Origin of the sequence: Sodalis praecaptivus, from assembly GCF_000517425.1 — a bacterium.
GTDB classification, from domain to species: Bacteria; Pseudomonadota; Gammaproteobacteria; order Enterobacterales; family Enterobacteriaceae; genus Sodalis_A; species Sodalis_A praecaptivus.
The window spans coordinates 280,415-294,537 of the sequence record NZ_CP006570.1 but is presented as its reverse complement, the minus strand read 5'-3'; the positions used below and the strand labels follow the sequence as shown (position 1 = coordinate 294,537).

Annotated in this window: 10 protein-coding genes; 7 read left to right on the top strand and 3 right to left on the bottom strand. The window is 54.1% G+C overall.

Annotation, left to right across the window (positions count from 1 at the left end):
* Position 1: 1 nt before the first annotated feature.
* The 7 genes from SANT_RS22190 (at position 2) to SANT_RS24400 (ending at position 10,367) form a co-directional block, all read left to right on the top strand.
* Positions 2 to 949, top strand: a complete 948-nt coding sequence (locus SANT_RS22190; RefSeq protein WP_025424421.1) for an ABC transporter permease — start codon at positions 2 to 4, stop codon at positions 947 to 949.
* A complete protein-coding gene (locus SANT_RS22185) occupies positions 942 to 1,769 on the top strand; it encodes an ABC transporter permease (RefSeq protein WP_025424420.1) in 828 nt (275 codons plus the stop codon). Before SANT_RS22190 ends, SANT_RS22185 begins: the two co-directional genes overlap by 8 nt.
* Positions 1,769 to 3,409: a dipeptide ABC transporter ATP-binding protein gene (locus SANT_RS22180; protein ID WP_025424419.1), complete on the top strand. Its 1,641-nt coding sequence runs from the start codon at positions 1,769 to 1,771 to the stop codon at positions 3,407 to 3,409. Before SANT_RS22185 ends, SANT_RS22180 begins: the two co-directional genes overlap by 1 nt.
* A gap of 11 nt (positions 3,410 to 3,420) precedes the next feature.
* Positions 3,421 to 4,644 carry a M20 family metallopeptidase gene (locus SANT_RS22175; RefSeq protein WP_025424418.1) on the top strand — a complete coding sequence of 408 codons (1,224 nt, stop codon included), beginning with the start codon at positions 3,421 to 3,423 and terminating at the stop codon, positions 4,642 to 4,644.
* A 20-nt stretch (positions 4,645 to 4,664) separates the two neighbouring features.
* Positions 4,665 to 5,759, top strand: a complete 1,095-nt coding sequence (locus tag SANT_RS22170) for a M24 family metallopeptidase (RefSeq protein ID WP_237234707.1) — start codon at positions 4,665 to 4,667, stop codon at positions 5,757 to 5,759.
* 15 nt (positions 5,760 to 5,774) lie between these two features.
* Complete coding sequence (ddpX, locus tag SANT_RS22165; RefSeq protein ID WP_025424416.1) at positions 5,775 to 6,347, top strand: D-alanyl-D-alanine dipeptidase; 573 nt, start codon at positions 5,775 to 5,777, stop codon at positions 6,345 to 6,347.
* 1,017 nt (positions 6,348 to 7,364) lie between these two features.
* The gene (locus SANT_RS24400; protein ID WP_148296383.1) at positions 7,365 to 10,367 is read left to right on the top strand and encodes an inverse autotransporter beta domain-containing protein; all 3,003 of its coding nucleotides are present in this window, start codon (positions 7,365 to 7,367) and stop codon (positions 10,365 to 10,367) included.
* Between the two features lie 1,058 nt (positions 10,368 to 11,425).
* Here SANT_RS24400 and eno read toward each other — a convergent pair.
* From eno to SANT_RS22145, 3 genes are read right to left on the bottom strand one after another with little or no spacing between them, the layout of a single operon-like run.
* Positions 11,426 to 12,715: a phosphopyruvate hydratase gene (eno, locus tag SANT_RS22155; RefSeq protein WP_025424414.1), complete on the bottom strand. Its 1,290-nt coding sequence runs from the start codon at positions 12,713 to 12,715 to the stop codon at positions 11,426 to 11,428.
* 16 nt (positions 12,716 to 12,731) lie between these two features.
* Positions 12,732 to 13,157: a universal stress protein gene (locus SANT_RS22150; protein ID WP_025424413.1), complete on the bottom strand. Its 426-nt coding sequence runs from the start codon at positions 13,155 to 13,157 to the stop codon at positions 12,732 to 12,734.
* Positions 13,154 to 14,062 carry a DHHA2 domain-containing protein gene (locus SANT_RS22145; protein WP_025424412.1) on the bottom strand — a complete coding sequence of 303 codons (909 nt, stop codon included), beginning with the start codon at positions 14,060 to 14,062 and terminating at the stop codon, positions 13,154 to 13,156. The genes SANT_RS22150 and SANT_RS22145 overlap by 4 nt, the downstream gene beginning before the upstream one ends.
* Positions 14,063 to 14,123: the final 61 nt, after the last annotated feature.

The window sequence follows — 14,123 nt, the reverse complement described above, 5'->3', positions numbered from 1 at the left end:
CGTGACCGCAAGTTATCTGCTTAAACGCTTTTTCCTGATGATTTACACCCTCGTTGTGGTGTCGCTGCTCGTGTTTGGTATCACGCAGCTGCTGCCTGCCGATGCGGCCACCACGTTGTTGGGGCAAAACGCCACGCCGGAAGCGCTGGCGGCAGTACGCGCGCGGCTCGGGCTCGATGCTCCCGCCTGGCTGCAATACTGGCATTGGCTGGCTCATGCAGTGCAGGGAGACTTTGGCGTTTCGATGCGCAACGGACTAGCGGTGGGGCCGACGCTACTTAACGCGCTGTCGCGCTCTCTGCTGTTAGCGATATGCGCGCTGGTGTTGATGCTTATGATTGCTCTTCCGCTGGGCATCTGGGCCGCCGTTCGGCGCGGTAAAACTGCGGATGTGCTGGTCAGCGTGCTCTCCTATGTCGGCATCTCGTTTCCCGAATTTGTTACTGCTACGCTGGTGTTGCTGCTTTTCGCCGATGTCTGGCAGGTGCTGCCTGCCACCGGTTATGTGCCGTTGATGGAAAATTTCACCAGCGGCGTTCAGCATCTGATCCTACCTTCGATCACGGTGGCGCTAATTCTTGTGGCGCATGTGTCGCGAATGGTGCGTTCCGAAATGGTGGACGTGCTGCATACCGATTACATCCGCGCCGCCTGGCTGAAAGGCCTATCACGCCGCCGCATCCTGTGGCGTCACGCGCTGCGCAATGGCCTGCTGCCGACTATCACCATTGTGGCGCTCGACGTAGGTTACCTGCTTGGCGGCATCGTGGTGGTGGAGGAGATCTTCGCTATCCCCGGCATTGGCCGCGAGCTGATAGTTGCGGTGCAGGCGCGCGATCTGCCGACCATTCAGGCCGGGGTAATGATTCTTGCGACTACCTATTCTGTGGTGAACTTCCTCGCGGATGTCGCCTACGCCATGCTTGATAAACGGATTACCTATGCCTGATCTCCTGAAACGTCTGGTGCGCTCGCCGCAGGGTGCGGCTGGGGTGTTGATTCTGTTGCTGGCGTTATTGATGGTGGCGGGCGGGGCACATGTCGCGCCGTTCGACCCGGAGGCCATCTCGATCCTCAGCCGCTATAAACCGCCGGGTGCGGAACACTGGTTCGGCACCGACCAAATGGGCCGCGACATATTCAGCCGTGTATTGGTAGGGGCGCGTTCCACCATTTTACTGTCGCTGCTGGCGACCGCGCTGGCGATGGCCATCGGCGCGGTGCTCGGCACCGCCAGCGCTTATCTTGGCGGTAAGGCGGATGAAATTTTGATGCGCACGATGGATGCGGTGATGGCGATCCCGAGCCTGCTGTTTGCGCTGCTAATTGTTAGCACTCTGGGGCAGAGCAGCCTGAATGCGGTGCTGGCAATCACCATCGCCTTTATACCGGGTATGGTGCGTATCGCCCGCAGCGTGGCGCTGGCTGCGCGACAGCAGGATTACATTAATGCCGCTATCGCGCGCGGTGAAGCCGGCCACTACATCATCCTGCGCGAAATGCTGCCGAATATCCTTGCGCCGATAATCGTGGAAGCCACCATACGCGTCGCCTTCGCTATTATGCTCTTTGCGACTCTGAGTTTTCTCGGCTTGGGCGCTCAGCCCCCTGAACCGGAATGGGGGCTGATGGTGTCGGAAGCGCGTGATTACTTTTTTAACGCGCCGTGGATGATGCTGATCCCCGGGCTGGCGATCGCGCTGGTCGCCATCGGTTTTAATTTGCTGGGCGATGGCCTGCGCGATGTGCTCAACCCGAGGAATCACTGATGACGTTGCAAAACCAGACGCCGGTGCTGACGGTGGAAAACTACAGCCTCGATTACACCCTGGAGGGCGGCGGGACGCTACCGGTGTTGCGTGAGATTGCTTTTCAAGTGATGTCGGGTGAGGTGTTGGGGCTGGTGGGGGAATCGGGTTCTGGAAAAACCACCCTCGGCTGGGCGATTATGCGCTGGTTGGCGAATAACGCCCGCGAACTCAGCGGTGATATCACCTTGCAGGGGCAAAGTCTGCTCACTGTGCCGGCGCCGCAGTTGGCCGCGTTGCGCGGCGCCAAGCTGGGCATGATTTTCCAAGACCCTAGTGCTTCGCTCAATCCCACGCTGACGCTGGGCGAGCAGGTGACCGAGGTGCTAAGGCGTCATCGCGGGCTATCGGCGCGTGAAGCGCAGGCGCTGGGTGAAACGCTGCTTAACGATGTAGAATTGAAGAACCCGGCGCAGATGATGAAACGTTATCCGCATCAGGTTTCGGGCGGTGAAAAGCAGCGCATTATGATTGCCACCGCCTTCGCCTGCCAGCCGGCTTGCCTGATTTTTGACGAGCCGACCACCGCGCTGGATGTGATCAGCTCGGCACAGATCCTCGATCTTTACGCGCGCTTGCGCGAGGAGACGGGCGTCGCGTCTTTATATATCTCCCATGACCTGGCGCTGGTATCGAAGGTGGCGCATCGTGTTTGCGTGTTGGAACGAGGGCGTATTGTCGAATCGGCCGACTGTCGCACTTTGTTCAACGCGCCGCGCCACGACTACACCCGTAAACTGATCGAGGCGGTACCCAATCCGCAACAGCGTTTGCTGCACGATGCTGCCGGTAGCCAGCCGCTATTGAGCCTGCATGATCTCACCATCGATTACGGACATGCGGGTGTGCTCGATCGTCTAATGAAACGCCCGCCAAACATCACTCGCGCGGCCAATGCGGTGTCGCTGACCGTACATCAGGGGGAAATCCTCGGCGTAGTAGGCGAATCAGGTTCGGGAAAATCGTCGTTAGCGCGCGCCATTAGCGGTCTGGTGCCATTCAATGGCGCAATTGATTTCTGCGGCTTTACTATTCATGACCGTGCCCAGATGGATAAGGACTATCGCCGCCGGGTGCAGATGATTTTTCAGCATCCCGATGCCTCGCTGAATCCGCGCATGACCATAGGCGATATTATCGCCCGCCCGTTGCGTCTGTATGGTTTGCCAGAAGGGGAATCCGAAGCGCAGGCGGTGGCGCGCCTGCTGGAGGAAGTGCGTCTGCCGGCCAATTTCGCCTTCCGCTACCCCCATGCCTTATCCGGCGGCCAGAAGCAGCGCGTCGCCATTGCACGCGCCTTTGCCTGCCCCCCAGAGTTGGTTATTTGCGATGAAATTACCGCCGCGCTGGATGTTTCTGTGCAAGCCACCATCATTGAGTTGCTGCTGGAACTGCGCCGCCGTTACCACACCGCCTATTTGTTTATCACCCATGACCTCAGCCTGATCCGCCAGATTGCCCATCGCGTGGCGGTGATGTATCGCGGCGATGTGGTCGACGTCGTGCCGGGCGATCGCATGTTGCAACAGGCGCAGCATCCCTATACCCGTGCGCTGCTTGAGGCGGTACACGTTCCTGAATCCCATCCCTCTGTGGCATGACGAGAACTTGAATGAAACCTGAAGATCTGATTTACCGTATTGATCGTGACTTTTGCTTGACATTCTTGGCAAAAATGGTGCAACACAAAAGCTACAGCGCCACTGAAGGTGAGCGTGAATTAGCCCGTTATATGGCAGCGCAGATGACCAAACTTGGACTGGAGGCTGAGCTGCAAACCGTGCCGGGTGGGCGATTCAACGCCATTGGACGTCTGCCGGGTAACGGCGGCGGCCACAGCCTCCTGTTTAACGGCCATCTGGACACCAACCCGGTGACTGAGGGTTGGACGGTGGATCCCTGGGAAGGAAAAATTGATGAGCAGTTTATCTACGGCATAGGCGTCTCTAATATGAAAGCCGGTGATGCGGCTTATTTTTGCGCGTTAAAAACGCTGATTGATGCCGGTGTAAAGCTCAAAGGTGATGTCATCCTGACTTACGTGGTGGGCGAACTGCAGGGCGGCATTGGCACGCTGGCGGCCATCGAACAAGGGGTGAGGGCAGATTACTTCATTAATGCTGAACCCACCGATTTACAGGCATTGACCATGCATGCCGGTTCGCTGATGTTTACCATCGAACTGACCGGTGATACGCGCCACCTCTCCAAACGCGAAGACGCCGTGGATGCGATTGCGGCGGCGGTAGCGCTTATTCCGCAAATTAATGCCATGACCTTTAGCGGCGCGAAAAGCGCTGAACATCTGAAGATTAACCGTGGTCATATCGGTACGGTGCATGGCGCGCTGGGCCGTGACCTGGAGGAGTGGCGTCCGCCGCAGGTGGCGGATTTTGTGCGTTTAAAAGGCTCAGCGCGTTTTGCGCCGGGGCAGACGGTGCCGGGCGTGTTAGCAGATTTGCAGGCGTTGCTGGATAAGCTGTGCGTTCGCTATCCTGGCCTGAAGGCGGAGCTGTTTGACGACGGTGCCCGGGATAAACCCACCATGCTGCCGTTTGAAGTGTCGCCAGCGTCGCCGATAGTCCAGGCGGTGAATAACGCTTGGCGGCGCGTGCGCGCAAGCCAACAGCCCACCGGCGTGATAACTCCGCCGGCTTTTTATGGAACTGACGCGGCGCATTTTTATCAGCATGCCGGGATGGAAGGCATCGTCTGCGGCCCCGGCGGCAAATACAATACCATGCCGGATGAGCGCGTGGACATCAGTGACTTCCTCGATATGGTGCGTATTTACCTGCTGGCGATCCTCGAAATTTGCCAGCCGGTTGAGGTATAACGATGCGACAGGAAGCGCTAATGCGCCTGCGTGCAGCAATGGAGCAGGCTGACGTTGAGGTGATGCTGATCGATCACGGGGAAATGCTAGCGTGGCTGACCGGGTACACGGTGTCGGAGACACTGTATCGCGCTTGCCTGGTGCCGCTCTCGGGCGAACCCTGGATGGTACTGCGACAGTTGGATGAAGTGCCGTGCCGCGCGCAGTCCCCTGGACTGGAGGTGATCAGTTATGCTGATTGGGATGATCCGTGGTTTACCGTGGCGCAAAGCCTTAAGGATCGGGGCTTTGCCCACGCGAGGCTCGGTGCGGATTATTATTCCTATGGCATGACGGTGTACAGCTGGCAGCAACTGTCGCGCCATTTGCCCGACGTAGTGTGGCGTGATCTGACCGGTATTAGCGATCGCTTGCGTAGCGTGAAATCCGCGTCCGAGCTGCAATCGCTGCGCCAGGCCGCGGTCATTGCTGATTTTGCCATGCGGCAAATCGCTGTCGAGGTGACCGCGGGTTGGCGCGTACGAGATGTCGCCGCACTGGCGGCGCGCCATTTTTTGCAGCAGGGCGCGGATACCGGCGAAACTGGGCCGATTGTTATCGCCAACGGCGACAGCGGTTTTCTACACGCAACCGGCCTTGAGCAACGGCTGCGGCGGGGCGATGTGCTGCACGCCGAGCTGATCCCAAAGGTCAATCACTACAGTGCGCGTCTGATGCGGCCATTGGTGGTGGGAGAGATAAGCGCGCACCGTCGCGAACTGGCCCAGCAGCTGCTGAGGATCCAGGATCGTCAAATCGCCGCCATGCGGCCAGGGGTGCCAGCCAACGAAGTGGATAGGCTGGCGCGTGATGCGCTGCTAAACAGCGGACTGCGCAGCGCCGTTACCAATGTCACCGGTTATGCGCTCGGGCTTTACACGCGCACGCCGCGTCCCAGCGATTTTTCTGGTGCGTTCCATCCCGGCGCGAAGTGGAAACTGGAAACCGATATGGTGTTCCATATGTATATTTCTGCGCAAGGATTAGCCTTTAGTGAAACGGTCCGCGTCACAACGAATGACGCTGAGCGGCTGACCACCTTGTCGCGCCAGCTTTTCTCGCTAGCGGACAACTGATTAACAGGATGAAGTATGAAACAGGATCTCCAGCTCACCGATTTAGCGGTAAGGTTCCCGGCACTCATGTTCGACTTGCGCTATGCCACGGCAAATAACATTGCAGGTTATGCCATTTACAGCGAGGCGAGGGCCTTACTGCATCCGGCCGCGGCAAACGTATTGCAACGGAGTATAGACATTGCCGAATTGGCGGGTTTGCGCCTACTGATACTGGATGCGTATCGCCCACAACAGGCGCAATATCACCTATGGGATGCTTGCCCGGATGAAAATTATGTCGTTCCGCCGGCGCAAGGATCGAATCACAGCCGCGGCGTAGCCATTGACCTTACGCTGGTGGATGGGGAAGGTAGGGAGCTGGACATGGGAACAGCGTTTGATGCGATGGAAAAGCAATCGCATCCTTTTCACCCTGATGTCGCGCAGGAGGCGCAGCGTCATCGTCTAATGTTGAACGCCGTTATGTTGAATGGCGGATTCGTTGGCATGCCGACCGAGTGGTGGCATTTTGAATTACCTGAAGCGGCAGAATATCCTTTACTCCCCGAGCAATTTTCTTGTGTTAGACGTAAAAATAATGTCTAAATTAATCGCTGAAAACCCCTCGATAATAGGGTGTTTATCAGCGATTAGAACTTACGCTTTGGTGATTCCATTCAGAGGCCGATGATGCGTGCGATAGGCTTGAGAAGATAGGGTCATTTGGTTTTATCGTATTCAGAGTCAACCCCAAGACATCTTCACCCGTGTTAAGATACTTTTCCTTCTCCGTCTTGCCCTCCAAAGTCTGTCTTGTTTAACCTTGCCTGCAATCGAATATCAATATGTAGCATCCCATGCGGTGGCCCCTGAATTTACTCACGGTGCTGTGAGGAAAGACATTCAGAATATTTTTGAGCCGAATACGGTCACCTCTATGTCGTCGTTCTTAGATACCGATAATGGCTTTGGGTCTGTTAACATACTGTGGCGGGTGTATGAGGCTACAAGGATGTTATTGGTCTAATATCATTGAGCACCCGCCTGTGACACTGAGCGGTCGAGCTCAAAAATAAACAAACACAACTTTATTGTGAAGAGGTAACAAAAGCGCATATCACCAAAGATATTTAATGTTTATTCATCACGGCGAGCACAATGAAATAAGTGTTTTTTGCAATTAGAGAGCAATAATTTCTTGTATTTTTTTTCGTTAGCGATGATGAAAATATTCCACAGTGTAGTCGCCATACCCGTAAAAAAATTAAGTAACACTCTATTTTAGTTACAATTGTCGAAGTCTTTCTGGTAAATAAAATCATTTAAAACAACGGGTTATTGATGGGTTTCCGCCTGATGGCATTTTAGTATAGGACGGCGCTAGGCCTTGCTTAAGCGCTTTTTTCATCAAAGCGTTATCGCGAGAAACACAACTTAAAAGTACCTTATTTCAATCAATGGAGAGCTCGGATGGATAAATGACAAAACCCTGGTTCGATGGTTATTGGTGAAGCCCTTTTTGGCCGTAATAAAAAAATTACGGACAGGACCGCTTTACTTGTTTTATTTAAACGCATACCGGGTTAACCGGTAATTATCAATTTTTTATAAAAGTCAATAACTATGCGAAAATTTGTAGGATATGTCTCAGCCTTAAGTTTAGCCACCTCATTAATTAGCTGCAATAAATGGTCGAGGAATAGTGAGATCAACGCTACCACTAACCCTAATCAACATAATCATAACGCGTCAGCTGAATCAGGGCGTCGAAAGAATAGCTCGTCTTCCTCGTTGGGTCCTCCTATGCCTCCCGCAGGAAGACCGACGCAACCTAAGGATAAAAGAGCCAACGATAACAAAGCGGCTGGCGAAGCGCGGGTACACCTGCCCTTATCGGATAGTCAAATTTCGAGTGGATCATTGGATTTACTTTATCCCTTATACGAGGACGATAGAAGTTTATTGTTTAATCAGATCGGTTTACGCCGAAGCGAGAACCGCAATGTGCTTAATCTCGGTTTCGGACAGCGGCATTTTGGCGCCGGCTGGCTGGCGGGGTATAATGCTTTCTACGATGCGCAAATATCGGGTAGGGCGCATCAACGTCTCGGATTGGGTTTCGAGTATCGTCGAGACTACCTTCATCTTGCCGTAAATGGCTACTACGGCCTTACCGGCTGGCGCGCTTCACACGCCCTAGCGGAACGCGATGAGCGCGTGGCCCCTGGCTACGATGTTCGAGCGCAAGGTTGGCTCCCTTCATTGCCGCAACTTAGCGGAAAATTGAAATTTGAACATTATTTTGGTGAGAGCGTCGCTTTTGGAAAGCATGCTTCACGTGGCCGCAATCCTTATGCGCTGACGCTAGGTATTGGCTATACGCCGGTGCCATTAATTACCTTTGGCCTTGATAACATCTTCTATCGCTATAACAAGAGTGATACCACTTTCGGGCTGTCGCTGAATTACCAACTCGGCGTTCCACTAGCCCAGCAATTAGACCCTAGCAAGCTGGCAACGAAAGGTAAAGTGGCCGATGGCCGTTACCGTTTAGTGGAGCGCAATAATCACCTCGTTATGGATTACCGTCAGGCGAACCTGCAGCCCGAGTTTGCGCTTCCCCCGACGATAGAGGGATATCCAGGCGAAACGAAACTGCTCAAATACACTTTCCGTAGCGCTTTTAAACTTAAGTCTATTCATTGGGATGACCACGCGTTACGCGCCAGGGGTGGGGATTTAAGGCAATTGGGCCAGCACGCCTATGCCATCCATTTTCCCCATTATCAGCCTGCAGGGAGTAATCAAATAATAGTTTCTGCCGTGGTGGATGATGAGCGTGGCAATACCTCAAACCGCAGTGAGATAACCGTGTCTGTCTTGCCATTACAGCAGCCTGGGCCACTGATACGCAATGACGAGGTTTCTCAGGAGCAGCCGAACAATAGCAGCCTCTCTTCTCATACCCAACACCAATCCAACGGCGGCAATTCCTCAAACCAGGAGCAGCAGACTGACAGCAGCCACACTACTACGCCGACTCATCAGGGCAGCGATAGCACCACCGAGGATCAACCCTCGTATAACGATAGCGGCGAAGAGGCTATGCCCACGCCTGAGGAGGATGTCAGCGCGCAGAGCAATAAGGCAACTCAAGGGGAACATGAAAGCATACTTACTCAAGGAGAAAAGTCCAATGATGACACGCCATCAAAACCGCTCATTTCAGTAAGCAAACCCTCAGCTGTTGGTCCTGCGGAGGATAGCAATGCATCATTAGGCCAGACTCAAAACAGGTCCAATATTTCACCTAATGAACTACCGCCACCGCCACCGCCACCGCCACCGCCACCGCCACCGCCGCCGCCGCCACCACCGCCGGCCCCTATGACACAACAGGCCCCTATGACACAACAGGCCCCTATGACACAACAGGCCCCTATGACACATCAGGCCCCAATGGCACAACAGGCCCCAATGGCACCACCGGCGTCACCTCTCGCTACGGCACTTCCGGCAACTCCAGATGTGAGTTTTGAGATGCCAGAACAAGCAAACCCGCTAAAAAACCCAGCCGATCATAGCGGTCAGAAGCGGCCTCCTGAATCGCTGGCAAATAGTCCCGCACAGGAAGGTGAAATTGAAGCCCGAGATGCCTCTCATCATGGTATGGATGAGGAGAACGGACAAAATAGACCCACCCAAGGGCGAGAGTACACTGATAACGAACCGCTAAATCCGATCCCTTCAGAAAGCCGCCAACCATTAAAAGAAGGTTCTCTGGAGGATAGCCATTCATCATTAAGCCAGCCGCAAAAGCGGTCCGACATTCCGCCTCATGAGCCGCCACCGCCGCCCCCACTACTGGCCCCAATAGCACAGCCGGTATCACCTGTAGCTACGCCACTACCAGCGCCTTCTGAACCAAATCCTGAGCTGCCAGAACAATTAAATACGCTAAAAAAAACAGAGGATCTTAGAGGTCAGAAACAGCCCCCTGAATCGCCGACAGTCGGTTCCTCTATCAGAAACGATCTAGGATCACGGCGTGCCGCGATATATGGTAGCGGAGATGAAGACGATGACAACAGATCCAACCAAGAGCGAGAGTACCATGATCACCTGCCGCTCAACCCTCTCGCTTCAGAAGGCAGCCACGCATCAGAGGCTAATTTTCCGGAGGTTCGCAATTCATCATTAAGTCAAACTCAAAACAGGCCCGATATTCTGCCTAATCAGCCACCGCCACCGCCACCGCCACCGCCACCGCCACCGCCACCGCCACCGCCACCGCCATCGCCACCGCCACCGCAGCGGGCCCCAATGGCACAAGCGAGCTCACAACCGGCTCCCCCTATAGCTGAGACACTACCGGCATCTTCTGCAATAAGTTCTAAGATGCTGCAAGAGCAAATCAATAAACTAAAGAAGCCTGGAGATCGCGCAATTTTGCAACAGTCTACAGGATCACAGAACAGCGCCTTATCAAACCCAAGTCCAAAAAATATTGCCGAAATAATCGCACGACAGGTAGAAGCAAGGGCATCCAACAGTTCAGATGAGGACGGGTCAGATGATATTATCACTGATACCGATGATGCGGAGGAGTGGGACGGTGAATCTTGAGTTAACGCTTAGGCGATATCGAACGCGATTATAAATCAGCGTATTACCCGCTGTCTGTCACTCAGCGGCATCGTCAATACCTGCGATGCCGCCTGGCACAACAGCTAAGCCCCTTTCCCTAAATTTTGATGGGTCATGCTCTCGCTACTTCTCTGGCCTGCGAGGGTAAACCACGCTAAACAGGCAAGGCGGTGGTGACGCATCGATAGAGCCGGAAACATTGTGACAAAGCGAAAAGGGTCACGCTAATGTGTGCTGTCAGCTTTAATAATAGACAGTTACTGTCGTCTGGGGCATAGGCCTCCGGCAGAAGCATGACACACCTATTATGCCCCTCTTGAGATGTGGCAGCCTAAGTATACAAATGTTAATTTCCGCCTAATAGCCGGGTTGTTTCACAGGAGTTGACAGGCGGGTAAAAAACAGTTTATGCGAAAATTAATGACAAAACCTTGCACAAAACAGGGTATAGACGTCGTTACCTTCACATTTACCCACTGCAATCACTGCGAAAATTAGCTGTTCGTCAATCACCAGGTACATCAGACGAAAACCCGAGGCCCGAAGCTCAATTTCGCAGCAGATCTTTACCCTTCGCAACTTTGCCAAGGGCGAGTGTGGGTTTTCACTACATTCTTTCAGTATATTTGAACAGCTGTTGTTCAGGGGCTTTTATCACTGAGTCATGACCCTGATACCTGCAGCAGTCAGGGTTAATGCGCCAATTACGACAACCCGTACGGAAACCGCGCCACCGGTATCGATTCCTGTTTGAGAAGTGCAAAGCTTTTCACGGAAAGAGTCGAATATGTTGTCCGTCCACCGCTAAGGCCGTGAGTTAGCAGCAATCGCTCGGCGGTGCTTAGGCTTACGCTTAGTCCCAGCGAATCATGCAGCTCGATGAAGTGTGATAATACAGGCAAAAAGCGGATTCACAGCAACGACACATCAAAAAAATATCAGTACAAACAGGGAGGCTATGAGCCGGCGATACCTCAGTCAGGTAAAGGTGAAATCGTCATATTAGTGCGATTCACCTTCACCTGAAACTTCTTTGCCTAACCGCGATGGACAAATGTCTGGAAGCCCGCGTAGTGAGCATTATTTCCCAGCGACTGTTCAATGCGCATCAGCTGGTTATACTTTTCAACCCGCTCTCCCCGGCAGGGCGCACCGGTTTTTAGATGACCGGCTCGCAAAGCCACGGTAAGATCGGCAATGAAAGTGTCCGTGGTTTCACCGCTGCGGTGCGACATGAAGGTTCCCCATCCGTATTGATGGCAGAGCGCAACCGCGTCAAGAGTTTCACTAAGCGTACCAATCTGGTTAAGCTTAATCAGTGCGGCGCTGGCAAGCTCTTCTTCAATACCCCGGCGGATGTATTTGACATTAGTGACGAACAGGTCATCTCCGACCAGTTCTGCACGGCTGCCAAGCTGCTGGTACAGATATTTCCATCCTGCCCAGTCATCCTCGGCGAGACCATCTTCCAGCAATACAATGGGAAAATCATCCATCAATCCGGCGTAGTAATCCGTCATTTCTTGTGCGCTGAGGGCACTGCCTTCACTGTGCAGATGATAACGGCCATCCCGGTAAAATTCACTGGATGCGGGATCTATACAGATGCTGATATCCTCACCGGGCCGGTATCCCGCCTTCTCTATGGCATGAACGATAAATTCCAACGGCTCCCGGTTTGACGAGACGGATGGCGCAAAGCCTCCCTCATCCCCTACGGCTGTCGACAGATTCTTTTCCAGCAAAAGCAGGCGCAGCGCCTGATATACCTCATTCCCCTGACGTACGGCCTCAGCGAGCGTCGGCGCGCCGTGGGGCGCTATCATGAATTCCTGGAAATCGGCACCCTGGCCGCGGGCGTGGACGCCACCGTTAATGATATTCATGCAGGGTACGGGTAGCAGATTTGCCTGCAAGCCGCCGAGGTAGCGCCAGAGCGACTGGCGAGTATTCTGTGCAGCCAGTCGGGCCGCTGCCAGCGATACGCCGAGAATGGCGTTGGCACCCAGTCGGCTTTTATTTTCCGTACCATCGAGCGCCAGCAGCAAGTTATCCAACTGACGCTGCTCGCGAACGTCCGTACCCTTTACTGCCCCGCATATTTCCGTGTTCACCGAGTTGACGGCATCCCGTACTCCCTTGCCCCCAAAACGTTTCTTGTCGCCGTCCCGTCTCTCCACCGCTTCGCGGGAGCCGGTGCTGGCGCCGGACGGCACCGACGCCCGGGCCATTTGGTCGTCAGAGGTAAAGGCTTCAATCTCAATGGTGGGGTTACCTCGCGAATCAAGAATTTCGCGGGCTGTCACTTTTTCCAGAACAAAGCTCATGTTTATCTCCTCTGAATCAGTGGTGGAGGTGTCTGATAAGGACGTCCACACTGAGGTGGTTTATATATTCCGCTGAACGGGAGGTAAGTGCTCCCATAAACCGATTTCTGTGGCCGGCGATGACGAGGTCAACGCCGAGCTCGGCAATGCATTTCTCCACATCCTCAAATCGCCGCAGGGTCACCAGTTCACGTGTATCCACTTTTTCAGGCGTGGAGGCGGCCAGCTCGTCGAGCAGCGCTTTAGCTTTGATGATGTCTTCCGACACCACATCGTTCATCACGCTGTCAGACACATAATTCATTACACGATAGTCTTCGCTGACGTGAGCAAGGGTTATTTTCATCTTGAGCGGCTCCGCCAGCGCAACGGCCTGCGCAAGCAGGGGAATACCATCATCCTTACCGTGAACGAGTATCAATGCATGGGTGTAGACTTTCATAAATGACTCCTGCTCAGGTGGAGTTGGGATTCCAGCCACGGCAGAAGCTGCTTCTTTCTGCTGAGCATGCCCGGTACCGAACAGGAGGCCGCGTTAGCACTCTCCCGACCGGCGAAATAAAGTGTTAAAAAATTGTGAGAAATGTCGGTTATCATCAGCACCACAAGGCCTGCACCACTTTGTTCCGCCAGACAGGTCATTGCCTGGTGCAACTCTTTCATTAAGGGTGAAACCTGGTCAGGGGAGTGAACTTCCAACTGGGCAATACGTACATCCGTACCGGCAATCACAAACGCCTTGAGGTCCCTGTTTAGCAGCTCTTCTGCAGACAGGCCGGTGATGTCTGTTTTTGCACTCAGCAGGCGGTAGGCAAAAACTTTGCGGTTCACGCCTGACAGTACGCTGAGCTCCGTGGCCGAGCGGATATCGGCCTGCGTGGTGGTAGGGGAGCGCAGGTTGACCGTGTCGCTGAGCAGTGCTCCCAATAGTAATACAGCGTGTGCGGGCGGAAGTGTTCGCCGGCTGTCATCTTCCATAATCAGCCACAGCTGCGTGGCGCTGCTCCCTACCGGTTTTATCCAGACCTCAGGAGGCATTTGCGTCACGATACCGCCCAGCCGGTGATGGTCGATTATACCGGTGATGTCGCTCTGTAGCAGGTCGACAGGTCCTTGTGCCGGTTCGCTAAAGTCGACCAGCCAGACCTGTTTGCCGTTGAGGGGGATAGTGAGTTGAGGAGGCAAATCCATGCCCGCGAATTCAAAAATAAAGCGGGTTTCTGGATTTGCGCTGCCCAGGCGCCATGCGCTAGCGGGACGCTGCTGAGAGGTAAGCCAGTATGAGGTTACCAGAGCGGTGCAGATGGCATCGCTGTCAGGATGGGTATGTCCGAAAACGTGAATCACGGCTGCGTCCTTCTAGAAGGGAAGTACGCAGGCGGAGGAGACTTCAGACAACCCGACATAC

Excerpts from the sequence above, each read along its gene's own strand:
- SANT_RS22185 (WP_025424420.1), top strand. The coding sequence starts at position 942 with ATGCCTGATCTCCTGAAACGTCTGGTGCGCTCGCCGCAGGGTGCGGCT.
- SANT_RS22180 (WP_025424419.1), top strand. The coding sequence starts at position 1,769 with ATGACGTTGCAAAACCAGACGCCGGTGCTGACGGTGGAAAACTACAGC.
- SANT_RS22175 (WP_025424418.1), top strand. The coding sequence starts at position 3,421 with ATGAAACCTGAAGATCTGATTTACCGTATTGATCGTGACTTTTGCTTG.
- SANT_RS22170 (WP_237234707.1), top strand. The coding sequence starts at position 4,665 with ATGCGCCTGCGTGCAGCAATGGAGCAGGCTGACGTTGAGGTGATGCTG.
- ddpX (WP_025424416.1), top strand. The coding sequence starts at position 5,775 with ATGAAACAGGATCTCCAGCTCACCGATTTAGCGGTAAGGTTCCCGGCA.
- SANT_RS24400 (WP_148296383.1), top strand. The coding sequence starts at position 7,365 with ATGCGAAAATTTGTAGGATATGTCTCAGCCTTAAGTTTAGCCACCTCA.
- eno (WP_025424414.1), bottom strand. The coding sequence starts at position 12,715 with ATGAGCTTTGTTCTGGAAAAAGTGACAGCCCGCGAAATTCTTGATTCG.
- SANT_RS22150 (WP_025424413.1), bottom strand. The coding sequence starts at position 13,157 with ATGAAAGTCTACACCCATGCATTGATACTCGTTCACGGTAAGGATGAT.